A 24,220-nucleotide genomic window follows, 5' to 3' on the forward strand; every position below is an offset into this window, starting at 1 on the left:
ACCCCGGACACCCCCGTCCGTCCTCCCCGCTGCGACCGGCAGTTGCCGGGCGCGGCCCTACTCACGACTCTCGTCCTCGCACTTGAAGGAGTTGTTCCATGTCCCCCGACACGGACGCCATCGCACGCCGTTTGGCCGCGCAGCTGCCGCCTCAGATCGCCGCGCTTCCCAAAGACCGCCACGGCTATCCGATCACCTTCGTCACCTCCATCGGCGACGACGGGATCCCGGACTTCTCCGACCTCGACGGTTCCCGGCGGGCCAAAGCCATCATCGAGCAGCTCTGCGGGATCTGCGGGCGTCCTCTTCACCTGGTCAGGGCGGTGATCGGCGGGCCGCAGGTGGTGGAGAGCCACCTGACCGTGGATCCCCCGATGTGCGTCGAGTGCGCGGTGTTCGCCGCCACCCACCCGGTCGCGGGGTGCCCGTTCCTGCTCTCGCCGAACGCCCGGTACCGCAAGATCAGCGCCGACGAGCCGACTTCGCCCCTGATCGCTGAGGAGCGCGCGAGCACGTTCTTTCTCGCCCGGACTTTCGCCCACGATCCGGTCCGCGTCCGGCTTTCAGACGGCTCCGAAGACGTGATGGCACTGTGCGCCCGCTGGACCAGTCTGGAGAGGATCTCGGGCGGGGAGCTGATCGACGCTCGGCATCTCATCTCTCGCTGACCCGCACGCCTCAACCGACATCGTCCGCGCGCTGGGTACCCCCTGATGGCCGCCGCAGCGCACGGGCTACGGGAGCCCGTTATGCCGACTCTCGCCACGTCCGTGACGACCGCCGAGGAAATGCTCACCCTGGCGGTTGCGCGACCGTTCCACGCTCCGTACCTGCCGCAGGTGATCGACTGGATCTGCCGTTCCGCGGAGGCGGAATGCGAGCACGCAGGCCCCGGTCTCCCGGAGGACGTGGCCGAAGAAGTCGTACGGCGTCTGGACGCGTACGCGGCATCAACCGGGCCCGGCAGGACCGAACTCGCCGATCGGCTTGCGGACGCCCGTCACGCCCAGGCCGTCGTGCGCGCCGTGCACTACCGCGCTCTGGCCGTCGGGCACGCTGGCCCCGTTCGTCGGCAGCGGCCTCCCCCGGCCGGCGCCGACCTGCGCAGACTTGCCGTCACGGCCGGAAAGGCCCGCGTTCTTCATGGCGAGCAGGACACGGTGGTGATGGCGGGCCGACCGGCAGCATCGTGTTCCACCCCATCAGCACCCTGGAGACCCAGCGGCTCATGCAGTCCCTGCGGGAGGGCACGTCGACGGCCCGCCAACTCGCAGGTGACGTACAGCGCGTACTCGCCCGTCACGTCCGCATGGCCAGTGGGGACGAGCCGGCGGACAGCGGTGTCCTCGTCGAGGCACAGGGATCCGAGGTCAGCGTGTCCTGGCAGGCGCCCGCCGGGTCGCCCGAGTCCGGATGGCGCCCCGGCCCCTGGGAGGAGGGTGGCCTCCGATCGCTGTGCGCGGCCTTGCTCATCCACCACGGGTACGAGCCCGCGGTCGCACAAGACGGGGCGCTCACCATCAATCGGAATGAGATTTCCTAACTATTTTTATAGGTGTACTGTGGCGTCATCGGGTCTCGACGTGGGCCCTTGCTACCGACGAGCTTCCGACCATCACCAACGCTGGCTGCGGGCTCGGCCCCAGGAACTCCCGCAGCGAACGGAGAACCCGACCGTGGACGACGCCCAGGCCGGCTGCCCTCCCGATCACCCGCACAACGCCTCCTGCTACACCAATCACGCTTGCCGGTGCGGCCGTTGCAGGAAGGCCAACGCCGAGAAGAGCATGCGGCGCAGGAGGGAGCGAGACCCGTCCACGCTGCCCGACTCAAAGCACGGCAAGGCGACGACGTACAACGACTGGAGCTGCCGGTGCGGCCGATGCACGAAGGCATGGGCCGAGGCGTGCAGGACGTACCAGCAGGCGCGCCCCACAGCGAACGAGGAGAACAACACCGTGGACGACGTGCAGACCGGTGCTCTCAGTGAGATGGATGCCGCCCGTGCAGCGGCCCGCCGGAGTGCCGAGACGATACTCGGCACCGTCCGCGCGCTCCTCGCCGAGCTGTACCCCGATGCCGCGTACGTCAGGGTGAATTCGGGCGGCGGGATCGCCCGCATCGGCTCCGTCCACACCGCCAAGGGGCACCGGCACGGAGGCCCCGTCAGGCGGGGAAGGACCGTCTTCCCGCCCCACCTGATCGGCGAATGGCCGCTCTCCAGGCTCCCCAAGCGGGTCACCCGCCCGCATCTGGGCCCGCACGCCGGCGACGACAAGCGCACCCTGAACGCCGTCCTCACCGACGCATGGCGTGCCGGAGCACGAGTTCCGGAAGGCTACGTCGGCCGGCACTTCTGTGAGCGGCTGAAGCTGCGCTGACCGTTCTCGTCCCTCTACACCGCCCCCGGCGTGCACACCGCGAACGCCCCACCCCGTAGGAGAAGTCCGTGGCCCGTATTCCCGCCCGTCCGTGCTCCACCGGCCGTGCCGTGCCCAACGCCTGCTGGCAGCGATGGAGTTCGCTGGTGGCGGCCCTCGCCGCCGTCACCGTACTGGGCGTGTCCTGGCACTACTGCTCGGACACCGCGACGCGGGCGCTGCTGGCCCTCCTCGTGGTGCTCGCCGTGCCGGTGGTGTACGCGGCGACCATGTTCGGCGCCCGCACCGTCACCAGGCGCCGTGTCCGTGACGCCCTCGTCACCGTGGTCAACGCCGACCCGGACGACGGCACACCCAGCGACGTCCGGCTCCCGTAGGCGACCGCGCCCCTCGCCGCGTCTGAGAGCTCGGCCGACCAGCGGTCTCCCTCGGTTCCGACGCCGCCCGCGGTCCTGTTCTCGATGTGTACGTGCTCTGGGGCCGGCTGATCCTGCGCGGCCCCAGTTCTGAACGGGACCTGCTCGAAAGGCTGCGCCTCTCCCGATTGAAAGGGAATCACCCATGTCCTCACCGCTCGCCGGCGCCGCCGGCCGACATCTGACGGCGGCAGCCGAGCATCCGCAGGGCCTCCTGCCGATTGGCATCGGCGACGGCATCCTCGAACAGATCCTGTCCAACGGCTTCGCCCGGCCTGTACCCGAGCGCTCGATCCCCGCCCAGAAGCCAGCCGGGCACCCCAGCGCAAGGGACCACGGCAGCATGGCTGGAAGACAGCACCCCCACGCCGGTGCCGCAGGGGGCACGTCTTCGTCGGCCGACGAGGACGTGCCACACGGCGGACGGTTCGTGATCACAGACACCGGCTTCCTCGCTCTGCTCAGTGATTCCCAGCGAAGGGCTCTCACCAGCGCGGAGCCGAACGGCCAGCTCCCATCCACGGTCGCCTGGCAGACCTACGGCAAGCTCGCGAAATTCCGTCTCGTGCACTTTCTGGACGACGACGGCAACAGCCATCCGGACGACGGCGACACCGGCGTCGGGCGCCCACCGCGCCGTCCCTACCTGACCGAGCTCGGTCGCTCCGTCGCGACCAGCGCCACCGCGAACGGCTGAACCTCGCCCGCGCGGCCCCGAGCCGCCGACGAAGCCGACCGCCCAGGAGAGCAACGCAGATGAATCCGCACGACCGAACGCCCGCCGCCTGGACGAACGTTCGCCACCAGGCCCTCGAGGCGGCACTAGCCAAGGCCGGAATCACCTTCCAGCTGAAGGGCTCATGGGACCAGCCGGCCTCCGCGTCCTACCGCCTCACCGATCCGGGCGGCGCCGAGTGGACCGCCTCGGCACTGCCCAACCACCTGGTGCCCAGCGGTGCGCCCCACCGCCGGTGGCACCTCTCCTCCGGCCAGCGCCTGAAGTCGGCTACCGCCGTGTCTGCCTCCCGGATCGTCGCCCTGCTCTGCGAACACCAGCCGGACGACGGCCCCACACCCTCTTCCAACTCCTGAACCACCCCGGGTCGCCCGGGCCGACGCGACATCCCGGCCCGGGCGAATGCAGCCGACCACCGAACGGAGAACCCGTCATGTCCCCCGTCCCCTCCGCACGGGAATACGAGCGCCTGGTCCAGGACCTGGGCCGCGATGTCGTTCCCCGCGCCGCGGTGTCCTGGGCACACACCATCGCCCTCGTCCAGCACGCCCGGCAGCACGGGCTGCTCGGAGACGACATCGCCTTCGCCTCCAGCCCGGACGGCACCCGCAAGGCACTGGCAGTCCTCGCCGACGCCCATCCGGCGCTCGAGGCGCTCGCCGACCCGCAGGTCGTCCCCGTGTGGGCGAGCACGGTGAGCTCGGCCGCATGGGAACGCACCGCAGACTTCTGGGCGCAGCACCCGGCATCGGACGACGGCCCCCGCGTCGACGGGTATGTCCTCGGTGACGCCTATCAGGCGCTGTCCGCCGAAGCCCGCAAGTCACGGGCCCTGTGCCAGACTCCTCCGTGGATCGCCGAGCTGCTCCTGGAGCTCGCGCTCCCGCCCGGGATCGAGGAGGCCGACCCCGACCATGTACGGATGATCGATCCGTCCTGCGGCACCGGGCACATCCTGATGGCCGCGTTCCATTCCGTCCGCACACACCGCCCCTACGGCCGGGCGCCGGCGGGGCATGTATCGACGGAGCGGTCTGTCGAGCGTGCCCTTGAGGCAGTCTGCGGGGTTGACCTCGATCCGTACGCGGCCGTGCTGGCCCGCTACCGCCTGCTGGCTGCGACCGCCTCGATCCTGGGCCGGCGCATCGACCAAGTTCCGGCGTCGTGGCCGGTGCAGGTGGTTTGCGCCGACTCGCTGCTCGACACCACCGAGCCGCTGCTGCGCCGCGGCTCCTACCACGCCGTCGTCGGCAACCCGCCCTACATCACGATGGCGGACGCCGACGTGGGCGACCGGATCCGGGCCGCCTACCCGCAGGTGGCCACAGGCCAGTTCTCACTGGCGCTGCCGTTTTGCCAGCTCATGTTCGAGCTCGCGGTGCCCGAGACGGGACGCATCGCCCAACTGACCACGAACGCCTGGATGAAGAGGGAGTACGGGCGCCGGTTCGTGGAGAAATACCTGCCCGGGTGGGACGCACAGTGGATCATCGATACGTCCGGCTGCTACATCCCCGGTCACGGCACGTCCACGGTGATCAAGCTCCATCAGGCCCGGCGGCCGCACAGCGACACCGCCACCGTGATCCGCGGCAACCAGGGCGAGCCCCACCTCCCGACGACCCCTCACAGGGCCTGGTATGGAAGGCGATTGAGGAAGAGGTGCGCTTCCGGCTTGCTCTTGACCGGTTCCGCCGCGGGGCAGAAGCCCATCGCCGTGAGCGCGGCACTCCACAACTCGAACATTGCACACTTCTTTCTATAGATGTATTTTGACAGTACCGCGCGGGATCCCGCGCCATCCGCACCCGGGCAGCGGACACAGCCCGCCACGACGGCCCGCCCCTGCGCCCGCTGATCGCTCAAGAACAAGAGATGGAGATCCCCAGTGCCATCACAGCAGCAGCCCGGCGAGCGCCGGGAAGGTACCCCGTTCGACGAAGTTTCGTGGCTGCCATCGGCCCACGCCCGCAAAGCATTCCTCCCGGAGGCGGACGAGCACGCGCGCCGCAGCATCGACACCGTCGTCGCCGTCTGGCCGTCCGCGGCCGGACTGGAGATCCCGTTGGGGGCCGTGGCGACGGTCGCGCTGCCGCCCCACGCAGATCCCGCAGCCCCGGAGGCGGCCCGGCTGATCGCCTCCCTGCGGCCGGCACAACTCGTCACGACGATGCGGCACATGTGGACGCACCTGTGGTTCAGGCACCCCTTCCTCGTCGAACGGGCGGGCCTGCTCCACCTGTGGCTCGATTCCGTGTCCGATCAGACGGCAGCCGAGGTGACCGAGCTGGTCCACCTGCTGTTCCGTGACGGTCTCCTCGAACTCGGAGCCGACCCGGACCGCCGCCTGGCGACGGATCTCATCGGGCGCCTTATGCAGAAACTGCGCGGGCGTGAGCCGAAGTCCGCCCGCGGCGCGTTCCACACGCCGGACGTGATTGCCAACTTCGGCGCCGAGATGCTGAATGTCGGCGTTCCGGGCGACCGGCAGATCGGCGAGCCGGCGGCAGGCAGCGGCAACATGTGGCGCGCGCAGGCCGCCCACCTGCGGTGGCAGGGCAAGGACCCTGCGGCCCGCGAGTGGATCGGCGTCGAGATCGACCCGTTGAGCGCCGCCGCCCTCGCAGCCAACGCCTTGCTCTGGGGGCTCGGCGACGATGTGGTGATCGCCTGCGCCGACGCCCTCTCCCGCGACTCCGGACTCACCCAGGCCTACGAGGAGCGGGACAGCGCGATTGCTCGCCGCAATGCCCTGGTCAAGCGCCTCACCGACAACTAGGTGATTGCTTAATTCTTTATTTGCGGGTATCATGGAGCGTGTTGCGAGGGCAGCGCGCACGGCGCCGCCGGGCACCCGTTCTCCACGAAGGGCCAGACGCTGATGAACCAGACACCGGGTTGGACCGCCGTTCCCGACGCCGCCGCTGGCCGGGGCGCGATACGCCAGCACTTCGATCGAGGAGTGCACCCGGCCACGCTCCGCCCGCTCGCACCCGGTCTCCAGTGCGGCGGCTGCGCCTTCCTGACCTCCCGCCAGGTCGACGACGGCCCGCCCCGCCTGAAGTGCTCCCGCAAGGCCACTCGGCGACGCGGACCGGACCTCAAGCGGAACTTCCCCGCGTGCGACATCTACCAGGCCGCGCCCGGCACCCCGACCGGTGCGGACCAGCGCTGACCCGCCGGTCGTCGCCCGGCCCCATGCGGGGCCGGGCCCCTCCCCTTCCCTACGCCTCGAAGGAAAGCCCATGCCGGTCAAGGCCAGCGTCACCGCCCAGCCCCGCTACCACGAAGGAGCGCCCGCCTGGTACGTAAGGGCTGCCCATGAGGCGCTGCCGGTCCAGGACTTCCCCGACACCGACGACCTCGCCCCGGGCCGCCACGCGGTGTTCGTGACCCACGGCAGGGAGCCGTGCCTCGGTGCAGCTGACCATGGACAGCCCACAGAAGTGCCACACGTGGCGGCCCAAGTCGGCCGGGCCCGGCAAGCGCTGGGACGCGCTCGTCGACGACATCGCCGCCCGTCTGGAAGCGGCGGGGTTCACCGACGTCCGCCGTACCAACATGGGCGTCTGGGCGACGCCCCCGAATCCCGCAGACGAAGAGGTCGAGTTCCTGGTCACGCCGGACGCCGATTTGGAGAATGTCGGCGTCTACCACCTGACGAGCGCCCAGTACCCGAAGCTGACCGCGCGCATCGACGGCGGCTTCCACCCGGGCGTCACCAGCGGCTCGGGCGGGTTCATCGCGTTCAACAGCGAAGGAACACCGGTCACGACCGGATACCGGACTGCGGACGGGGCGCTCCGTGCCGCCCGCGACTACGCCGCCCACTGCGGCATTCCCGACCACCTGATCAAGATCGTCACTGTCGAGGACAAGGCGCTCGCGCTCCTCGATGCCGCCTACGCCGCAGCCGGACCCGGCGCCCACACCGCGACGGTCACGGCGGACATCAACTCGCACCAGGTGACCGAACAAGCCGACGCCTCCGGCTGGAGACCGGGGTACCCGCCAAATCCGTCGCAGGGTTCCGGCGGGAGCGGCAGAAGAGGACCGCGAAACTGATCGCCCACGCCATGACGACCGGCGGCGGCACGCTCGTCATCCGCTCGCACTACCCGGACCAGACCGCCGCCGTACGCGGCTGGATGCTCTCCCACGCGGCCGCCGACCCCGTGCCGGTTCCCGACCTCGAATCACTGGCCGCCAGTGCACCGATTGTCGCGGGCCCCCGGCTGACCTGACGGGACGCCCGCTGCTTGCGCCGCCTCAGCGTAGGTGGCTTGTTCCGGGAAATCGCCGAACTCCCAAGTCCACGCCTTCGGGCCGGTGAGAGGGACCCGTACATGTCACGCTGCCGTGACCGTCCTCGACATCGCCAATACGAGGGCCGATGGCTGCGAACTGCACGGCATCCGAACGAGCACGGCGACGCCCCGGCCACGTCCTCCGCCCCGCCGTCCTGCGCAAGCCAAGAAGATCAATCCGATCGTGGCGGGCTGGATCAACTGCTACGGCCGTTCTACCGGTCGGCGCTGTATCCCCTCCTGGCGCGCATCAGCGCCTACTTGGTGCGATGGATCCGCCGAAAGTGCAAGCGGCTCGCGGGGCTGAGGAAGGCCATCGAGTGCATGGCCGGGGATCGCCAAGCGCTATCCCCGGCTGTTCGCGCACTGGAAGATCGTGACCGAAGCCGCCATCGCCTGGTGACCAGGATGACAAGAGCGGGGTGGCGGGAGATCGTCACGCTCCGTTCTGTGGGAGCCCGGGGGTGAGAGTCCCCCGGGCCACCCGACCCCCAGCTCGTCCTCTCTCTCACCGCCTGGGCCGATTTCGTCGGGTCGGTCAGTGGTCCGCGCAGCACGGAGTAGGGTCCGGGACCTCGAACGGGACCAGCACCCCTCCCGCGGCTGGCATCAGCGTCAGGACGAGTTCGCCGTCCTGCCACTGCGGGCGCACGTGATCTCTCGTCACCACTCCTTGCTCCGGCGGGGGTTGGTCAGATGAGCCCAGCACGGTGACACGGTCGATCGCGGAGCCGGACAACAGCTCCGCGACCGTCACCGTGCCGGTCAGAGCAGCCACCCCGGGGTAGAGGACGGCCCGACCCACCTCGTCGGGTGCGCCGGTCGTCACCTCGTACTCCTTCGCCGTGAGTGCGCGGGCGGCCTCGGGGGACGTTGTCGTGAACGACAGCACTACCCGTGGCCGCTCCCCGTGTACCAGGTGCGTGCAGCCGAACGCGCCCTCAGGAAGGCCGAGTTCGGCTGCCAGATCCCGCAGCAGATGGTCAGCCGCGCGCAGGTCGCGTACGTCAGTGTCGACCGTGATGACGTACGGGCTCACGCGGGCAGGACCCATACCGGGTTCGAGTAGAACCACAGGTCGTTCCACGGGTCCGCGTCGCCGACGACATCGATGGCCGGGCCGTGGGCGTCGACTCCCGCGCCCATCAGACCCGTTGCCGAGCGGTTTCCGTCCGTGCCGCGCAGGCGGACGTACAGCGGGCGGTCGACGCGGCCGAGGGAGTACGTGAGCCGTACCGTGCCGGTCGACCTGTTCACTTCGTACGAGCGCACGACCTTCGCGGTGGGCGCGGTGAAGGTGTCACGGTCGGAGACGGCGCCCGTGACATCGCCCTGGATGACGTCCACGCGCGCCAACTTCGGTACGAAACCGGCCCAGTTGGAGTCGTGGGCCAACGCCACATCCACTGTCAGCGTGACGTGCGTGCCCTTTCTGACGTGCAGCCCGCCGCCCAGCGTGGCCCAGCGGCCGCCGCCCGCGAGCCGGGCGTCCAAGCCGCTGATGAGCTGGCCGTGGTCGACCCAGATGCGGCCTGCGCGGATGCCGTCCATGACCGCGGTGTACGAGAAGCCGTCGGAGCCGACGTGGGTGCGGCTGTACTGGCCGGGCCAGTAGTCGCCCTCGGTGAGGTCGATCCTGCCGCTGTAGACAGGGTCCGTGTGCTTGCCGTTGGCCAGGTAGTCGCTGTCCGGGCCGCCACGCTTCGCGGTGTCCGTGTAGACGTTGTGGGAGTCGGAGTTGGCTGTGATCCACCAGGGCTTGCCCTCGGCGAGGAGGCTGTCCCACAGGCCGCCGACTGTGGCGGTCATCCAGTCGAAGCCACCCCAGGTCCGGTAGCTCTCCAGGGGATACGCTGCGAAGGAGTTGGCGCCGGGGCTGCCGTCGTACAGACCACGGGCGCGGCCCATCCCGACGGACTTCTCGATACCGGCGGCCTGGTGGCCGGGCGCGCCCTCCATGCCGACCGCGATCCGGTGGCCCGGGTCCGTGGCGTCGCGCCAGGCACGAATCTCGTGGGGCGAGTCGATGCCTTTGCGCGCGGGGTGGTTGGCGAGCATCAGGGCGTCCTTGACCTTGCGCCGCTTCACCTGCTCGCTGAGGAAGGCGAGGCCCGCGACGGCGAGGGCCTCGTTCGCGGGCGTCGAGTCGGAGGCACCCTTCACGCTGCCGTCGTAGTCGGTCTCGAACTGCTTGAGGACGGATACCTCGTTCTTGCCGGGGTGCACGAAGACCGTGCCGTGCTCGGCGCCCGGGATGTTCCACTCCAGTCCCTGGAACACGAGGGTGTCCTCGTACGCGTTCCGGGCCTCCAGGATGTCCGGGTTGACCCTTTCGACGCCGATCTTCGCGTGGGTCACGTTGCCGTGGTCGGTGATGACCATCCAGTCGAGACTGTGCCTGGCGCCCTGGCGGACCTGGTCGGTGACGCGGTACTTGCCGTCGTTGCTGTACTGCGTGTGGATGTGGTGGTCGCCGGCCAGCCAGAGGAAGCCCCGCCCTTTCCGGCCCCGGGTGGGGGCCTGAGCGGCGGCCGTGCCGCTCGCCGCGCCGCCGAGCACGCCTGCCGATGCGAGCCCCGCGCCGAGCAGCCCCGCACGACGCAGCATGGAGCGGCGTGACCGCTGGTCGGGGGTCAGGGCCTCGTCGGGTACGGAGGTGTCGAACGCGGCCGGGAGGGTCGTACCGCCCTCGTGGCCATGACCGTGGTCGTGATGGTGGTGATGCCCGCGCCCGTGGCTGTGCCCCATGTCGGCCTCCTGCGTCCGGCGCCGCCGGTGCGGTCGCGCCCTATGGAGGCTCGATGCGAAACATGAACATTGAACAACGCTGTAGTGATCGCCGGGCGACACGGGCGCGGCAGCTCACCTCGTCTCTCACTGTTCCCCCAACTGCCCTCATCCGTCACGCTGATTGGCCTTGAACCTGAGCAGCGTTCAGCTTCCTCCGAATCAGTGGAGACACCCCCCATGAGAAGACTCATCGGCACCCTCGGCCGGCGCGCTGGCCGTCGGTGGGCTCACCGCCGCCGCCGCGACTCCCGCCTCGGCCGCCGCCCCGTCGTCGGGCACCTTCAACGTCCTCACGTACAACGTCGCCGGCCTCCCGGAGGGGCTGAGCTCCGGCACCCCGGCGAAGAACACCCCGCTGATCTCCCCGCGACTCGGGGCATACGACATCGTGAACGTGCAGGAGGACTTCAACTACCACGCTGCGCTGTACGCGGGCGACGATCACCCGTACCGCACGGCGACCAGTGGCGGTGTGCCCTTCGGCGACGGCCTCAACACCTTGTCGGACTACACGTTCGACGACTTCCAGCGCGTGAAGTGGAACGACTGCACCGGCACCAACTGCCTCACTCCCAAAGGGTTTCGCTCGCCCGGGTCCGGCTGGCCGAAGGTGTCTTCGTCAACCTCTACAACGTGCACACCAACGCCGACTCGACGGGCGACGCCCTCGCCGCCCGCCGCAAGAACGTCCAGCAGCTCTCCGACTTCATCCGGGCCAATTCCTCGGGCAACGCGGTGATCGTCATGGGTGACACCAACACCCGCTACACGCGCACCGGCGACAACATCCGCACGCAGGCGAGCGAGAACGGCCTCACCGACGCGTGGGTCCAGCTGGCGCGCGGCGGCAACGCCCCGGCCCAGGGCAGCGACGCGCTCGTCTGCCCCACCACCGCGCCGACGAACGACTGCGAGGTCGTGGACAAGGTCCTCTACCGGGGCAACGACCTGGTGAACCTCTCGGCCAGCCGCTACAACAACGACTGGGCGAAGTTCCTGGACTCGGCCGGCGGCAATCTCTCCGACCACTCCCGCACGCCGTCGACTTCTCCTGGAAGCTGCCCTCGAAGCTCCGGGCCAGTGACGCCTTCGGGGCCCGCACGGCACGGCCTTCAACGACGCGGACGACCCCCCGGCCACGCCCTCGCCCCGCGCACTGACACTGGGCGCCGGCTCCCGCCTGGACGGGATCTCGCTCGCACTCGACGGCGGTACGACCCTGGCCCATGGCGGCACGGCCGCCTCACCTCACCTCGGTGAAGCTCACCCGCGGCCAGAAGGACGGCCGCACACGTCTCTTCTCGGCCGCCTTCACCACCAACAAGTCCCGTACGGTGACGTCCGGTTCGGCCACGTCCGATGCCGTGACGTACACGGCTCCGGCCGGCTGGCAGATCGTCGGCTTCACGGGCCGCGCGGGCAGCGAGATGGACAAGCTGGGCGTGGTGTACGCGCCGATCGTCTGACCCGGTGGATGAGCGGCCGGTCATGCCGTCGATGAGTTCGCGGAGGATGTCCGCGTGACCGCGTGCCGGCCGGTCTCCTCGATGGGTGAGTGCCCAGTGGATGCTGGGAGCGGGGCGGTCCGGCCGCGGTCGGGGGCAGGTGCGCCGAGAACGGTGCACCCGTCGAGAATGACGTTCGCGTGCTTGGCCGCATACCGGTGTGCGCACTGACGACCTCGCGTAATCGGGAGTCGCGTATTCCTCAGCTTCTGACGGCTCGTGGTCACCGTGAGTGGTCACCGGGGGCGTAGTGACGCCAGGTTCCTCCGGCCTCTTCGGCGAGACGGGTGGTGTGGTCGTCGTTGCAGCCGAGCATCCGGGCGATCACCGGGGCAGGGGCCTGGAGAGCGAGCTGGCGGATTGCCGCTGCGCGTCCTGGTCGGGTAGGGAAGCCCAGATGGCGGAGCCGGAGTGCCAGAGCCTCCGGTGGCATGGGCTGTCCGGGCCCGGCGGCCAGGGAAGAGCCATCGGGCATCGGGGTTGGCCGCGGTCATAGTGTTCGGCCGCTGCCCCAGGTAGTCCCAGCAGCATTCCGTCGAACGGCGCCGGAACGGGCGACGGTGGCGGCCTTCGAAGGCGTTCTGGAACGCGTTCGGCGGGGACCGCCAACGGTGGGACCGCGAGCGGCGCATGGCGGTCCGCCGGCACGCAGTCGGCCCGTCCGTCGCCGACGCGGTCGCACTCGGCAAGCGTGCCCTCCAGCAGGACGAAGTCCGCATCGGCCTCGCGCAGGACCTTCAGCAGACCCGGCGCACGTTCGGCGAGCAGGCGGATGACCGCGCTGGTGTAGGCGTGGGCGGTGGACTCGCTGATCCCGAACCCGGCAGCGATCTTCGCCAGGGTGGTGTGTTCGCGCAGGTATACGAGTGCCACCATCGCGCTCTGAGACGGGCGGAGCTTGCAGCGCCGGTCGCCCTCGCGGGTGACGACGAGCATGGTCACCCACTCCATGAGCGCATGGGGCAGGACGAGTGCGGGAGGATAGATGACCAACGAGGCCCCCGAGCAGCGTGATTGAGACGTCAGGCATCTCGATCAACAGCTCGGGGGCCTCGCTCGTTGCGCTGCGCGGACCGTCCCCCGACCGGTGGCCAGCTCGAAGAAGCTCAGTGAGCGCCGCCGCGTGCGCCCTGTTCCACAACACCGCGGGCGTCGCCCGCTGTCTCACGGCCGTGAGCTGGGCCGCACGCCGCTGCGTTCGCGGCAGCGACCGGCACACAGACCCTGACGTTGTGGAGAAAACGTGATGTCACCCACAGTCTTTGGTCCTTGCAGACAGGTGCGGGCGTTCGCCCCCGGGCAGCCGCACCTTGTGCGCGGGGTGATCGATGGCCAGCCGACGCTTTGACGACCTGACGGGTTGACCGAGCAGGGGCGCGGAGCGGGGGCGAAGCGGCAGGGCCGACAGGGTTCGCACTACGGAATTTTGACGCCATAGATGATGAGTGCGGACAAAAAAGAATAGCGCTGAGTAACCGCTGCAAATACATCTTTACATGCGAAAACAGCCGTGTCAGGGTGGGGTAGGTTACCGTTCAGAATCAGTCAAGGAACGACTGGTTGGGGGAGACCGTTGGCGCAGCGGGGGAGGGGGACGCCGATGCCGGGCCCGGGGCCGACGTCTGCCGCCTTCTACGGCGCGCCCGTCCGGAACGACCGGTTCGCGGGCTTCACCCTGGCGTCACAGGAATGCTGTGCGCCGATTGTGCGACCGCTATCCTCCCGCCCGTCAGGCATCCGGACGAGGTACCCGTCCCCGCAGCCCTGCCAGTTCGGCTCCCAGCCGCCGGTGACCGCGGGACGGCAGCGATACCTGCGGGAACAGATCAGGGGAGGCGGGGCCCGGGCCGCGGCATCACCGACTTCGACCCCGCGGCGCTGGTATGCCTGCGCACCTCCGCACGTCTGCCCCAGCCTGGCCTGGCGGCTCTCGCACGGGCACACGGGGCGAGGATCGGACCGACACACCTCTGCCTGTACGAACAAGGGCGCCGACGGCCTCAGTTGAGCACCATTTGAGCACTGGCGGCCGCGTTGGGCGTCGCGGTCTCGGCCCTGCTCAAGGCTGCGGGGTGCGAGGACATGGTCCACCCGCCTTGCGGCGGGTCTGACCCAGCGCGAGGTGACCGTAAGTGGCCGTTCCTCTGAGCATAGCCGCAAGCCGCTGGTCCTGGGTCGAGCGCGGCCGTGCCCGTCTGGAGGAGGGGCTGCCCAAGGCGGCTCACGGGCTAGGCACGCCGGTCTCCCAGCTACGCCGGGCCCTGAAGTCGGCGGGCGCGGGGCTTTCCGGCCGACGGCCAGCTGTCTCACCCGCCGAGAACACCGTGACTGCTGTGTCGCCTGCGGCGTAGGCTCGCTAGCCCTCCGGTCTCGCCGGGGCCAGCGGGCCACACCGTTTACGACAGGCCGAACGCCGCCCGAGCGGCGTCGCCCCGAGCCTAAATCCCGCAAATCCGAGTGCTCCTGACCACACATTGAGGGGGATATGACCGTGGCACATCCGCTCCGCACTGGTCGACGCCTGCATCGCCTTCGCGGGACCGCCGGCACCGTCGCGCTACTCGCCGCCACCGCCCTGCTGGCCGGCTGCTCATCCAGCGACGACACCAAGACCGCCTCCAGCGCCAGTCCGTCCTCGACGGCATCGGCCTCGCCGTCGCCGGACCCCAGCCAGGAGGCCAAGGACGCGATCCTGGCCGTCTACCAGGGGATGTGGAAGGAGACGGCCAAGGTCTACGGCTCCGGCTCGTTCAAGGGCACGGAGCTGACCAGGTACGCCGGTGACAAGGCGCTGGCGAAGGTGCGCGTCGCCGCGATCTATTACCAGGACAACGGCCTGGTGGTGAAGGGCGAGCCGAAGCTGTCGCCCAAGGTCACCGCGCTCTCGCTCGGCACCGACCCGAAGACGGCCACGGTCGTGGACTGCGTGGACAGCACCAACTTCGTGCCCGAGAACAAGAAGACCGGCAAGAAGTCGGAGCTCGAGGGCGACAACCGCCGTCACACGCAGACGTCCAAGGCCCAGTGGACCGGCAAGCAGTGGCTGATCATCGACTCCACGATAGAGAAGGACAGCACATGCTGAGCGCGCGCAGACCGCTCGCGGTCTCAGGTGCTGTCCTGGCCGCGATACTCCTGGCCGCGACGGTGCCGGGCGGCGCCGCGCTCGCCGACGGCGATCCGAGCGGCGGGGTGACCTGCCCCGAACTCGTCCCGGACTGCGACATCAACGCCGGCGGAGGAGGCTCCGACGGCAGCGGCGGCTCGAGTGGTGGCGGAGGCGACTCGAGCGGCGGGGGCAGCAGCGGCGGGGGCAGCGCGACGTGCGTGATCCACTGGAAGACCCCCGACGGCAAGATCGTCGGTGAGGTTCCCTGCTACCGCGAGGGCGTGGGCTGGTTCAACGCGTCCGACGAGTGCTACTGGGAGCTGGTGGACCCGCAGCCGGCCGCGGACTCCCCGGAGTGGGACTACATGACCGGCGCTCCGGCGAGCGAGGAGGAGCGCGCGAAGGGCAAGGTCTACAACCGCACCTGCCCGGGTCTGGGCCGGGAGCTCACGGGCGGTACGACCTGGAGCCTGAACCCGCCGCCCGGGTTCGGCGGAGGCCCGACGCCGGAGGAGCTGGCCCAGGAGGCCATCAAGAAGATGCGGCTGCTCGGCGCGGACGTCGGCACCGCCCCGGGCGAGGGCAAGACCGGCCTGGTCGGCATGCCCGTGTGGATCTGGAACGTCAAGAGCGCCAGCACCTGGGGTCCCGTCACGGAGAGCGCGTCCGCGCCTGGCATCACGGTCACCGCGACCGCCACGGTGAAGAAGATCGTCTACGACATGGGCGACGGCGGCGCCGAGGTCTGCACCACGGCGGGCACGCCGTACAAGAAGGAGTACGGCGGCGAGGCCTCTCCCGACTGCGGCTACCGCTACACGAAGACCTCCGCCGGGCAGTCCGACGATGCCTTCAACGTCAAGGCCACCACAACCTGGGCCATTCACTGGGAGGGCGGCGGCCAGCAGGGCGACCTCACCACCACCCGTGTATCGGCAACCGTTCAGCTGACCGTGGGCGAGGCCCAGGTCGTCGCCAAGCCGTGAACCGCCCCCGTCCGAAGGAACTTTCCGTATGAGCACCACCGCCACGAACCCGGCCCAGGACGCCGCCGGGGTCCCTGCGCCCCGGCCGCTGGTGCGCCAGCCCGTCGTCAGGCGCCGCCGCTCGAGCTGGATCGCCCTGGGCGTCGCCCTCATCGCGGTCAGCGGGGCCGGCGGCGGCTGGCTGTGGCTGGCCACCAGCGACCGCGAGGCCGTGGTCGCCGTCGCCCGCGACGTGCCGATGGGCGCGGAGCTGAAGGCCGAGGACCTCGTCGAGGCGCGCATCGCCACCGATCCGGCCCTCGATCCCGTACCTGCCGACGACCTGAAGAAGCTGATCGGCAAGCGGACCACGGTCGGCCTGCAGCAGGGCAGCCTGCTCACCGCCTCGTCCGTGACCGACGATCCGCTGCTCAAGGAGGGCGAGCAGCTCGTGGGCGTGACCCTCTCGCGCCTCCCGGCGACCCGTCTGGATCCCGGGCAGAAGGTCAAGGCCGTGCACACCCCGAAGGACTCGGCGGCCGGCAGCAGCGACGACGAGGACAGCAAGGCGGAACGCCTCCAGGCCACCGTCATCGAAGTCAGCGCCGCGGACAACTCGGGCGACCGCGTGGTCGACCTGGCCGTCAACTCGATCGACGGCACCACGCTCGCCCAGTGGGCCGCCGACGACGCAGTCACGCTCGTCATCGTCCCGGAATCGGGGAGCTGACCACCGATGGCAGTGATCGCTTTCAGCGGGGCGAGCGGCGGTCCCGGAGTCACCGCGACCGCCCTGGCCGCCCTGCTCACCTGGCCGTTGCGCGACGGACGCCGGGTCCTGCTGGCCGAGTGCGACCCGGACGGCGGGTCAATCGCGGCGGGCTACCTCGAGTCCCGCATCCTGGGCGACTTCGGCCTGCACCATCTGCAGGTCTCCGACCGGCGCGGCCACCTCGAGCAGGACTTCTGGCACCAGGTGATGGACCTCTCCGAACCGGGGTCCCTCGACCGGCTGCTACTGCCCGGACTCACCGACCCGGCCCAGGCCGCCGGACTGCACCAGACCTGGCCCCGGCTGGGGCAGTTCTTCGCAGACCGCCTCCAGCACCAGGAACCCGGCCACGACGTCCTGATCGACCTCGGCCGCTCCGGCGCGACCGGCGCGGCCAACGCGGTCGCCCGCAGCGCGGACATCACCGCCGTGGTCGTCCGACGCACCCTGCGCTCGACCCACGCCGCCAAGCCCCGGGTACAGGCGCTGCGCAAAATGCTCATGGACCACGGCCGGGAGGCCACCCGCCTCGGGCTCATCGTGATCGACGACGGCCCCTACGCGCCACGGGACATCGCGGAAAAGCTCGAGCTGCCCGTCTTCGCCGAGCTGCCCTTCGACCCCAAGGCCGCCCGGGTCCTCACGCACGGCGGCGACGGCGGCCGCGGCTTCGGCAAGTCGCAGCTGCTGCGGGCGTCCGCGGTGATGTCCGGCAAGCTCCAGAACCTGGCCGTCCAGGAGCAGCAGCGTCTGCACACGCCCGGCCTGCGTCCCCTGACCGCACTCGACCGACTGAAGGGGAGCAACGCATGACGCAGCGCGGCAGACCTCTGTACCCCGCTGCGGGGCCCGACTCCTATCCCCTTGCTGCCCCCGCGCCGGCCGCCAGCGCCGCGCAAGTGTTCACGCCTGCGGGCACGTCGCCGGTCCCGGCGACCGGTCCCGGCCGCGCTGCGGGCACGCGCCGACTGTGGGACTGGGGCATGGTGCGCTCTCTGCGCGACGACCTCAGCCGCCTGATGGCGCCCGAGCACGCGGCCTACAAAGAGAAGCACAAGCGTGAGATGCCAGCCGAGGACGCCGAGCAGCTCGGCTGGAACCACATCTACGACCTCGTGGCACGATGGGCCGCCGACTTCGCGGCCGTGCGTCAGGTCTCGCCGACGCCCGACGACGAGAGCACCCTGGCCCAGGCCGTGTTCAACGCGCAGTTCGCCCACGGGCGTCTGCAGCCCTACCTCGACGACCCCGGCGTCGAGAACATCCTGATCAACGGATGCGACGAGGTGTGGATCGACTACGCCGACCGCCCCAACCAGTTCGTCGACCCGGTCGCCGAATCCGACGAGGAACTCGTCGAGTTCCTCCAGATGCTCGGCCGCCGCCACGGCGCCGGCGAGCGGAGCCTGTCCAAGCACAAGCCGACCCTGGCCCTGCGGCTGTCGGACACCTCCCGCCTCCAGGCGATGATCGAGGTCACCCCGCGGCCATACGTCGTCGTGCGCAAGCAGCGCATCCGCGACGTGACGCTGGAGAAGCTCGCCGAGACCGGCACAATCGACCACAGTCTGCTGCACTTCCTCAAGGCCGCCATGGCGGCCCGGAAAAACATCATGATCAGCGGCACCCAGGGCGTGGGCAAGACGACGATGCTCATCGCGCTCTCCAGAGAGATCGACGCCCAGGAGCGCGTGGGCACTCTGGAGGCCGAGTACGAGCTGTTCCTCCACGAGATCGGCCACCTCAAGCAGGTCGTGCCGATGGAGGCACGCGAGGGCAACGGCGAGCGGGTCGACGGCCGCGAGGTCGGGGAGATCGACCTCGCCGACCTCATCGCCCCGTCGCTGCGCATGATGCTGCGCCGCATGATCGTTGGAGAGGTCCGCTCCCGCGAGATCGTGCCCATGCTGCAGGCGATGTCCGCCGGTGAAGGCGGCTCGCTGTGCACGATCCACGTCAAGAAGGCCGACGCCGTCTTCTCCCGGATCGCGCAGCTGTGCATCCAGCACGGCGGCGGCATGACACAGGAACTGGCCTACCTGACCTCGGGAATGGCGCTCGACTTCATCGTGCACATCCACATGGACGACCAGTCCGAGCGCGGCGGCCGCAAGCAGCGCTACGTCTCCCAGGTCCTGGAGGTAACCGGCGAGTTCAGCGAACTGTCCGGTGCCCCCTCGACCAACAAGATCTTCGCGCCGCGTCCCGGTGACCTGAGGGCCGTGCCGACCGGCACGCACCCGGCCTGCCTGGACGAGCTGATGGAAGTGGGCTTCGACCCCAACTGGCTGACCTCCCACACCGGTGTCGGCTCCTGGCCGTCCGCGGAACGGCGGGGGGTGGCGTAGATGGGCGTGCTCATTGCCGGATTCGTCTCCTCCGGCCTGGCCGCCGGGCTGTGGCTGCTGATCGCGGGCCTCCGGGGCACGACGGCGCCCGCCGTGGCGCGCCCGGTGAAGGTCAAGCGGGCCCGTCCGCCGCAGGCCCAGCGCCGGCTGCGCCTTCAGATCACCGCGGCGGCCGGCGCCGCGATGCTGGTCTGGCTGATCACGGGATGGCTTCCGTCGGCACTGCTGGTCGCCGGCACGACCTTCTTCCTGCCGTGGCTGCTGAACCCCAACAAGGCGGCGAACGAACAGATCGAGCGCCTCGACGCGCTCGCGCAGTGGACCAAACGCCTCTCCGACCTGGTCAAAACGGGTACCGGCATCGAGGACGCGATCGCCACCTCGGTACGTACCGCGCCGAAGCAGATCGAACGCGAGGTGGCCGACCTGGCGGTGCGGCTCCAGTCGCGGGTGGAGGCCCGCGATGCGCTGACCGCGTTCGCCCAGGCGCTGGGCGACCCCCGCGCCGACCTGGTGGCCGCGGCCCTGCTTCTGCGGATGAAGGACCGCGGACCGGGTCTGGCCGATGTCCTGTCCGACCTCGGCGACCGCACCAAGGACGTCGTGCGCCGCCGCCGGGACGTGGAGGCCGACCGGGCCAAGCACCGCACCACCACCCGGTGGATCTGCGCCATCACCGTGGCCGTCATCGTCGGCTTCAGCTTCAACAAGTCCTACGTCGCCCCCTACGGAACGCCGATCGGCATGGTCGTGATGGTGGTGCTGATGGCCTCGGTCATGGCCCTGTTCTGGTGGATGAGCCGGCTGGGCGCCGACAAGCCGCTGCCCGGCTTCCTCGGCGACCAGGCCGACGCCGCAGGCCGGACCGAACAGCCGGCGGAGGTGGTGGCGGTATGACCCCGCTGGCTCTCGCGATCGCGGTCGGTGCCGCCTTCGGCCTCGGCCTCTTCCTGGTCATCCGCGAACTCTTCCCGGCCGAACCCGCCCTGGGCCCCGCCCTGGAGCGGCTTCACGGCCCGGCGGTGGCGCCCGTACGCCGGGCGGACGGGCAGGCCCCGCTGCTGGAACGCATCGGCGACCTGGTCGCCGGCCGCGTCAAGGACTGGCCCGGCATCACCGTGCCGGTGAAGAACCTGAACCTGGTCGGCGAGCGGGTCGGGGAGTTCTTCGGCGCCAAGGTGCTGCACTTCGGCGTCGGCCTGCTGCTGCCGTCGATGTTCACCCTGATCCTCGCCCTGGCCGACATCCAGCTGCCGCTCATCCTGACCGGACTGGTCGGCTTGCTCGCGGGCGTGGCGATGTGGTTCGTTCCCGACGCCCAGCTCGCCAAGCGGGCCTCCCGCGCCCGGGCCGAGGCCACCCAGGCGATCATGGCCTACGCCGAACTCGCCGCGATGGAGCGGGTCTCCTCCTCCGGCGCCCAGGACACCCTCGAACGGCCCGCCGAGGTCGGCTCCGGCTGGGTCTTCCGCCGGATCCAGGCCGCCCTGCTGCAGGCCCGCCTCGACCGGGTGCCCGCCTGGGAGGCACTGCGCCGCATCGCCGAAGAACTCGACGTCCCCGCGGCCGAGGACATCGCCGACATCGTCTCCAGCGCCGGAACCGACGGCGCGGCCATCTACTCCACGCTGCGCAGCCGCGCTGAGAGCCTGGCCAACGAGCAGGCCGCCGCCGACCATGCCCGGGCGAACGCGGCCAGCGAGAGCTTGATCGTGCCGGTGACCCTGCTGTCGATGGTCCTGCTCGTGTTCTTCGGCTTCCCGGCCGTCCTGCGCATCTTCCTCGTCTGACCTTGTGAACTGAAGGAGTTACTGCTCATGAACAACCTCCCCCTGCGCCTCGCGGTCGCCGCCCACGCCCAGGTCGAGCGGCTGCTCAGCGCGGCCGCCCGGAACATCGCCGACGCCCGCGCCAAGGACGACCGCGGCGACAACAACATCTCCATGATCATGTGGATCGTCGGGATCGTGGCCTTCGCGGCGCTCGCGATCGCCGCGTTCAAGACCCTCGGCCAGAGCAAGCTCGACGACATGACCGGGCTGTGATGGACCTTTCCTCACTCGCGCGGCGCGTACGGAGCCGGCTCAGAGACGACGACGGCGACGCCTCCATAGAGATGCTGTGGTGCTTCCCCGCCGTCCTGCTGCTGCTGTTCATGGTGGTGGACGCGTGCAACGTGTACTTCGCGAAGTCCGCGGCCACCACCGCCGCCCGTGAAGGCGTCGCCGGGGCCCGCGGCTACGGCGACGAGCTCGGCGAGGGCGTCGAACGCGCCGACCACGTCCTCGACCGCATCGGGGACACGCTGATCAACCCCCGCGTGAGCACGGCCGGCACGACGGGCCAGCGCGTGGAGTTCACCGTCACGGGCAAGGCCCAGTCCGTGATCGGCCTGAACATCACGGTGACCGAGCGCGCCACCGGCCCCGTGGAGAGGTGGACCAATCCGTGACCGAAAGGCAGCGGCCGCAGCGTCGCGGGCCCCGGCTCGGGGATGACCACGGCCGCGTCGCCGTGGAGTTCGTGCTGTGGGTGCCGGCCGCCATCTTCGTGCTGATGATCGCCTTCGCCGGAGGACGGATCGTCACGGCCGACCAGGCCGTGGACGCGGCCGCCGCGGACGCGGCCCGCGAGGCCTCCATCGCCCGCGACGCCGGCGAGGCCGAAGCGAACGCCCGCGCGGCGGCGGCCGCCACCCTCAGCGACCAGAAGCTGCGCTGCAAGAGCACCCGCATCACCGTCGACACCTCCGGGTTCTCCGCGCCGCTGGGCGCCTACGGCGCCGTGACCGCCAAGGTCACCTGCACCGTGAACCTCGCCGACCTCGGCACCGGGTTCGGCAGCAAGACCGTCGAGTCCGAATTCACCTCCGTGATCGACAAGTACAGGCAGCGATGAAGACCACCGACGAACATCCCCGGCGCCGGGATATCTTGCGCAGTGACCGAGGGTCCCTGTCACTGTGGTGGATCATGATGGTCATCCCGATGTTCATCATGATCGGCATCGCGTTCGACCTGGGGGGCAAGTTGCGCGACATCGAGCATGCCGATGCCGTCGCCGCCGAAGCCGCCCGGGCCGGCGGCCAGGCCATCGACCCCGCCCAGGCCATCACCGGCGACGCCGTCGTCCTGGACAAGGCCGCCGCCGCCCGCGAGGCCCGCCGCTACCTCGCCAACGCCGGGGTGAAGGGCACGGTCACCTTCGACGCGGACGGCACGACCATCAACGTCGACGTGACCACCCAGCGCCGCACGGTCTTCCTGCAGATCATCGGCCAGTCCACCCTCGACGTCGAAGGCCACGCCTCGGCCGAACTGCTGCACGGCGTCGGCGCACCGGAGAATTGAGCCTGCCATGACCTCGTCCCGCTCCCGAACCAAGCAGAAGATCCGGGCCGTCGACATCGTCCGCAGCCTGGCCAGTCTGGTGGCCCTGGTGGCCCTGCTGGCCGGGCTGCCGGTGCTGTTGTGGTTCCTGACCGGGGTTCTGCTGCCGGACGGCATCTCGGTCGACGAAGTGACGGGCCTGCTGACCACCCGCAACCTCGGCGCGCCCTTCTTCGCCGTCGTCCTGGCCGGCGGGTGGATCGGCTGGCTGGTCTTCGCTGTGTGCACCCTGCTGGAGATCCCCGCACAGCTGCGCGGGCGCCGGCCCGACATTCATGTCCCCGCCTTCGGTGTCCAGCGGCTGGCCGCCCTCCTCGTAGGCGGCGTCCTGATCCTGTTGCCCACCGGCACCGCCATGGCCTCCCCCGCCTCCGCGGCCACCAACGCCGCCCCAGTGGCGCCGACCAGCGTGAGCGCCCCCGTCACCGCCGGAACCGAGACAGCAGCCGCCACGCCCGCCTCCGCCACGTCCCCGGCCGAGACGGCCCGCGCCAAGGTCTACACGGTCGAGCCCCGCGACAGCCTCTCCAAGATCGCCTTCCAGGAGCTCGGTGACGCCACCCGCTGGCGGGAGATCGCTGCCCTGAACAACGGCAAGACCATGGTGGACGGCACCCGATTCTCCACCCGCGGCGTCCTGCAGCCGGGCTGGAAGCTCGCCATGCCCGACGACTGGAACGCCCAGGCTGGCCTGGCGCCGCAGACCGGGACCGATACCCACACCGTCCGGCCCGGCGAGACCCTCTCCGGGATAGCCGAGAAGGAACTGGGCGACGCCGACGCGTACCCCGAGATCGCCGAGCTCAACGAAGGCCACCAGCAGGCCGACGGCCGCACCTTCAGCGACCCCGACAAGATCTACCCGGGCTGGAAGCTCGCTCTGCCCAACCCGCAGGCCGGCACCGGCGAGAGCGCCCCGCCGAAGACTCCCTCCACGCCCGAACAGGACGACCGGGAAAACACTCCGGACGCGCCTCACACCGACACCCCGACCGCCCCGGACGACACGCAGCAGGGCACGGGACACGCCGAAGGCCAGCAGGACGAGCCGGAGGTGGAGGCATCGACTCCTGCTCCCCAGACCTCCGCGCCCGAGGCCAGTGCCGCGCCGCACACCCCGGCCACCGCAGCACCGCACGACACCGCCGCCCCCGAGGCCACCGCCGGGGACGAACCCGCTGACGACCAGGCCGAGGACTCCTCCGTCCTCACCACCGCCGTCGCCGTGACCAGCCTGTTCGCCGCGGCCGTCCTCGCCGTCCTCGGCGCCCGGCGGGCCCAGCAGCAGCGCCGCCGCCGACACAAGCGGCGCATCCCCATGCCCGACCCCAACACCCCGGCCGCCGACGTCGAGCAGGAGCTGCGGGCCGCCTCCGACGCCAGCGGCCTCGACCTCGTCGGCCTCGCGCTGCGCACCCTGGCCGCCAACTGCGCCCAGGCCGGCCGGCCACTGCCCGAGGTCGACGCCGTCCGCATCACCCACAAGGGCATCGCCCTGCACC

Annotated in this window: 26 protein-coding genes and 3 pseudogenes; 24 read left to right on the forward strand and 5 right to left on the reverse strand. The window is 70.3% G+C overall.

Going from position 1 to position 24,220, the window contains the following annotated elements:
- Positions 1 to 131: 131 nt before the first annotated feature.
- Positions 132 to 668: a hypothetical protein gene (locus tag FNH08_RS15965; protein WP_152772145.1), complete on the forward strand. Its 537-nt coding sequence runs from the start codon at positions 132 to 134 to the stop codon at positions 666 to 668.
- A gap of 282 nt (positions 669 to 950) precedes the next feature.
- Here FNH08_RS15965 and FNH08_RS15970 read toward each other — a convergent pair whose 3' ends face one another.
- The gene (locus tag FNH08_RS15970; protein WP_152772146.1) at positions 951 to 1,145 is read right to left on the reverse strand and encodes a hypothetical protein; all 195 of its coding nucleotides are present in this window, start codon (positions 1,143 to 1,145) and stop codon (positions 951 to 953) included.
- 44 nt (positions 1,146 to 1,189) lie between these two features.
- On the opposite strand from FNH08_RS15970, the gene FNH08_RS15975 reads away from it, so the two are divergent.
- The 10 genes from FNH08_RS15975 to FNH08_RS50750 all read left to right on the forward strand — a co-directional run bounded on the left by FNH08_RS15975 (position 1,190) and on the right by FNH08_RS50750 (position 7,777).
- Positions 1,190 to 1,543, forward strand: a complete 354-nt coding sequence (locus FNH08_RS15975) for a hypothetical protein (RefSeq protein WP_152772147.1) — start codon at positions 1,190 to 1,192, stop codon at positions 1,541 to 1,543.
- Between the two features lie 244 nt (positions 1,544 to 1,787).
- A complete protein-coding gene (locus FNH08_RS15980; RefSeq protein WP_152772148.1) occupies positions 1,788 to 2,381 on the forward strand; it encodes a hypothetical protein in 594 nt (197 codons plus the stop codon).
- 68 nt (positions 2,382 to 2,449) lie between these two features.
- Positions 2,450 to 2,758: a hypothetical protein gene (locus tag FNH08_RS15985; protein WP_152772149.1), complete on the forward strand. Its 309-nt coding sequence runs from the start codon at positions 2,450 to 2,452 to the stop codon at positions 2,756 to 2,758.
- Between the two features lie 184 nt (positions 2,759 to 2,942).
- Entirely contained in the window at positions 2,943 to 3,494 is a 552-nt protein-coding gene (locus FNH08_RS15990) for a hypothetical protein (RefSeq protein WP_152772150.1), read from the forward strand.
- Positions 3,495 to 3,553: 59 nt separating this feature from the next.
- Complete coding sequence (locus FNH08_RS15995) at positions 3,554 to 3,889, forward strand: hypothetical protein (RefSeq protein WP_152772151.1); 336 nt, start codon at positions 3,554 to 3,556, stop codon at positions 3,887 to 3,889.
- Between the two features lie 77 nt (positions 3,890 to 3,966).
- On the forward strand, positions 3,967 to 5,298 hold the full coding sequence (locus FNH08_RS16000; protein WP_152772152.1) for an Eco57I restriction-modification methylase domain-containing protein: 1,332 nt from the start codon (positions 3,967 to 3,969) through the stop codon (positions 5,296 to 5,298).
- Between the two features lie 123 nt (positions 5,299 to 5,421).
- Positions 5,422 to 6,312 carry an N-6 DNA methylase gene (locus FNH08_RS53530; protein WP_152772153.1) on the forward strand — a complete coding sequence of 297 codons (891 nt, stop codon included), beginning with the start codon at positions 5,422 to 5,424 and terminating at the stop codon, positions 6,310 to 6,312.
- 102 nt (positions 6,313 to 6,414) lie between these two features.
- Entirely contained in the window at positions 6,415 to 6,708 is a 294-nt protein-coding gene (locus FNH08_RS16010; protein ID WP_152772154.1) for a hypothetical protein, read from the forward strand.
- A 242-nt stretch (positions 6,709 to 6,950) separates the two neighbouring features.
- Positions 6,951 to 7,598: a hypothetical protein gene (locus tag FNH08_RS16015; protein WP_152772155.1), complete on the forward strand. Its 648-nt coding sequence runs from the start codon at positions 6,951 to 6,953 to the stop codon at positions 7,596 to 7,598.
- Positions 7,599 to 7,609: 11 nt separating this feature from the next.
- Positions 7,610 to 7,777 (forward strand): hypothetical protein, encoded by a 168-nt coding sequence (locus tag FNH08_RS50750; RefSeq protein ID WP_194238497.1) that lies wholly within the window; start codon positions 7,610 to 7,612, stop codon positions 7,775 to 7,777.
- A 601-nt stretch (positions 7,778 to 8,378) separates the two neighbouring features.
- Here the strand turns inward: FNH08_RS50750 and FNH08_RS16020 are convergent.
- A complete protein-coding gene (locus FNH08_RS16020; protein WP_152772156.1) occupies positions 8,379 to 8,894 on the reverse strand; it encodes a hypothetical protein in 516 nt (171 codons plus the stop codon).
- The gene (locus FNH08_RS16025; protein WP_152772157.1) at positions 8,876 to 10,588 is read right to left on the reverse strand and encodes a PHP domain-containing protein; all 1,713 of its coding nucleotides are present in this window, start codon (positions 10,586 to 10,588) and stop codon (positions 8,876 to 8,878) included. The genes FNH08_RS16020 and FNH08_RS16025 overlap by 19 nt, the downstream gene beginning before the upstream one ends.
- 219 nt (positions 10,589 to 10,807) lie before the next feature.
- On the opposite strand from FNH08_RS16025, the pseudogene FNH08_RS16030 reads away from it, so the two are divergent.
- Positions 10,808 to 12,096: pseudogene (locus tag FNH08_RS16030) on the forward strand (jacalin-like lectin).
- Positions 12,097 to 12,108: 12 nt separating this feature from the next.
- Here the strand turns inward: FNH08_RS16030 and FNH08_RS16035 are convergent.
- Together FNH08_RS16035 and FNH08_RS16045 are read right to left on the reverse strand one after the other, a co-directional pair.
- Positions 12,109 to 12,296, reverse strand: a pseudogene (locus tag FNH08_RS16035) (mycothiol transferase); the annotation flags it as partial.
- Between the two features lie 490 nt (positions 12,297 to 12,786).
- A pseudogene (locus tag FNH08_RS16045) lies at positions 12,787 to 13,128 on the reverse strand (helix-turn-helix domain-containing protein); the annotation flags it as partial.
- Between the two features lie 1,498 nt (positions 13,129 to 14,626).
- Between FNH08_RS16045 and FNH08_RS50755 the strand changes: the two are divergent.
- The 12 genes from FNH08_RS50755 to FNH08_RS53070 form a co-directional block, all read left to right on the forward strand.
- Positions 14,627 to 15,220, forward strand: coding sequence for a hypothetical protein (locus tag FNH08_RS50755; protein ID WP_194238498.1), 594 nt, complete (start codon positions 14,627 to 14,629; stop codon positions 15,218 to 15,220).
- Positions 15,214 to 16,230: a hypothetical protein gene (locus FNH08_RS16060; protein WP_152772158.1), complete on the forward strand. Its 1,017-nt coding sequence runs from the start codon at positions 15,214 to 15,216 to the stop codon at positions 16,228 to 16,230. Before FNH08_RS50755 ends, FNH08_RS16060 begins: the two co-directional genes overlap by 7 nt.
- Positions 16,231 to 16,258: 28 nt before the next feature.
- A complete protein-coding gene (locus FNH08_RS16065; RefSeq protein WP_152772159.1) occupies positions 16,259 to 16,939 on the forward strand; it encodes an SAF domain-containing protein in 681 nt (226 codons plus the stop codon).
- Between the two features lie 6 nt (positions 16,940 to 16,945).
- Positions 16,946 to 17,794 carry a P-loop NTPase family protein gene (locus FNH08_RS16070; RefSeq protein WP_152772160.1) on the forward strand — a complete coding sequence of 283 codons (849 nt, stop codon included), beginning with the start codon at positions 16,946 to 16,948 and terminating at the stop codon, positions 17,792 to 17,794.
- A 170-nt stretch (positions 17,795 to 17,964) separates the two neighbouring features.
- Complete coding sequence (locus FNH08_RS16075; protein ID WP_228034156.1) at positions 17,965 to 19,329, forward strand: CpaF family protein; 1,365 nt, start codon at positions 17,965 to 17,967, stop codon at positions 19,327 to 19,329.
- Complete coding sequence (locus FNH08_RS16080) at positions 19,330 to 20,226, forward strand: type II secretion system F family protein (protein WP_152772162.1); 897 nt, start codon at positions 19,330 to 19,332, stop codon at positions 20,224 to 20,226. It begins immediately after the preceding gene.
- Positions 20,223 to 21,119 carry a hypothetical protein gene (locus tag FNH08_RS16085; RefSeq protein ID WP_152772163.1) on the forward strand — a complete coding sequence of 299 codons (897 nt, stop codon included), beginning with the start codon at positions 20,223 to 20,225 and terminating at the stop codon, positions 21,117 to 21,119. Before FNH08_RS16080 ends, FNH08_RS16085 begins: the two co-directional genes overlap by 4 nt.
- Positions 21,120 to 21,146: 27 nt before the next feature.
- A complete protein-coding gene (locus FNH08_RS16090; protein ID WP_152772164.1) occupies positions 21,147 to 21,374 on the forward strand; it encodes a hypothetical protein in 228 nt (75 codons plus the stop codon).
- Positions 21,374 to 21,781 (forward strand): TadE/TadG family type IV pilus assembly protein, encoded by a 408-nt coding sequence (locus FNH08_RS16095; RefSeq protein ID WP_152772165.1) that lies wholly within the window; start codon positions 21,374 to 21,376, stop codon positions 21,779 to 21,781. Before FNH08_RS16090 ends, FNH08_RS16095 begins: the two co-directional genes overlap by 1 nt.
- Positions 21,778 to 22,227: a TadE/TadG family type IV pilus assembly protein gene (locus FNH08_RS16100; protein WP_322724605.1), complete on the forward strand. Its 450-nt coding sequence runs from the start codon at positions 21,778 to 21,780 to the stop codon at positions 22,225 to 22,227. The genes FNH08_RS16095 and FNH08_RS16100 overlap by 4 nt, the downstream gene beginning before the upstream one ends.
- The gene (locus FNH08_RS16105; RefSeq protein ID WP_152772166.1) at positions 22,224 to 22,679 is read left to right on the forward strand and encodes a pilus assembly protein TadG-related protein; all 456 of its coding nucleotides are present in this window, start codon (positions 22,224 to 22,226) and stop codon (positions 22,677 to 22,679) included. Before FNH08_RS16100 ends, FNH08_RS16105 begins: the two co-directional genes overlap by 4 nt.
- Positions 22,680 to 22,686: 7 nt before the next feature.
- Positions 22,687 to 24,220, forward strand: a 1,534-nt coding sequence (locus tag FNH08_RS53070) for a LysM peptidoglycan-binding domain-containing protein (RefSeq protein ID WP_152772167.1), incomplete at its 3' end; no start/stop codon positions are given.

The organism is Streptomyces spongiae (genome assembly GCF_009377185.1).
GTDB lineage: Bacteria > Actinomycetota > Actinomycetes > Streptomycetales > Streptomycetaceae > Streptomyces > Streptomyces spongiae.

Excerpts from the sequence above, each read along its gene's own strand:
- FNH08_RS16020 (WP_152772156.1), bottom strand. The coding sequence starts at position 8,894 with ATGGGTCCTGCCCGCGTGAGCCCGTACGTCATCACGGTCGACACTGAC.
- FNH08_RS16060 (WP_152772158.1), top strand. The coding sequence starts at position 15,214 with ATGCTGAGCGCGCGCAGACCGCTCGCGGTCTCAGGTGCTGTCCTGGCC.
- FNH08_RS16105 (WP_152772166.1), top strand. The coding sequence starts at position 22,224 with ATGAAGACCACCGACGAACATCCCCGGCGCCGGGATATCTTGCGCAGT.
- FNH08_RS16095 (WP_152772165.1), top strand. The coding sequence starts at position 21,374 with ATGGACCTTTCCTCACTCGCGCGGCGCGTACGGAGCCGGCTCAGAGAC.
- FNH08_RS16085 (WP_152772163.1), top strand. The coding sequence starts at position 20,223 with ATGACCCCGCTGGCTCTCGCGATCGCGGTCGGTGCCGCCTTCGGCCTC.
- FNH08_RS15990 (WP_152772150.1), top strand. The coding sequence starts at position 2,943 with ATGTCCTCACCGCTCGCCGGCGCCGCCGGCCGACATCTGACGGCGGCA.
- FNH08_RS16065 (WP_152772159.1), top strand. The coding sequence starts at position 16,259 with ATGAGCACCACCGCCACGAACCCGGCCCAGGACGCCGCCGGGGTCCCT.
- FNH08_RS15995 (WP_152772151.1), top strand. The coding sequence starts at position 3,554 with ATGAATCCGCACGACCGAACGCCCGCCGCCTGGACGAACGTTCGCCAC.
- FNH08_RS16080 (WP_152772162.1), top strand. The coding sequence starts at position 19,330 with ATGGGCGTGCTCATTGCCGGATTCGTCTCCTCCGGCCTGGCCGCCGGG.
- FNH08_RS16025 (WP_152772157.1), bottom strand. The coding sequence starts at position 10,588 with ATGGGGCACAGCCACGGGCGCGGGCATCACCACCATCACGACCACGGT.
- FNH08_RS16010 (WP_152772154.1), top strand. The coding sequence starts at position 6,415 with ATGAACCAGACACCGGGTTGGACCGCCGTTCCCGACGCCGCCGCTGGC.
- FNH08_RS15970 (WP_152772146.1), bottom strand. The coding sequence starts at position 1,145 with ATGAAGAACGCGGGCCTTTCCGGCCGTGACGGCAAGTCTGCGCAGGTC.
- FNH08_RS16090 (WP_152772164.1), top strand. The coding sequence starts at position 21,147 with ATGAACAACCTCCCCCTGCGCCTCGCGGTCGCCGCCCACGCCCAGGTC.
- FNH08_RS50750 (WP_194238497.1), top strand. The coding sequence starts at position 7,610 with ATGACGACCGGCGGCGGCACGCTCGTCATCCGCTCGCACTACCCGGAC.
- FNH08_RS16075 (WP_228034156.1), top strand. The coding sequence starts at position 17,965 with ATGGTGCGCTCTCTGCGCGACGACCTCAGCCGCCTGATGGCGCCCGAG.
- FNH08_RS15980 (WP_152772148.1), top strand. The coding sequence starts at position 1,788 with ATGCGGCGCAGGAGGGAGCGAGACCCGTCCACGCTGCCCGACTCAAAG.
- FNH08_RS16000 (WP_152772152.1), top strand. The coding sequence starts at position 3,967 with ATGTCCCCCGTCCCCTCCGCACGGGAATACGAGCGCCTGGTCCAGGAC.
- FNH08_RS16070 (WP_152772160.1), top strand. The coding sequence starts at position 16,946 with ATGGCAGTGATCGCTTTCAGCGGGGCGAGCGGCGGTCCCGGAGTCACC.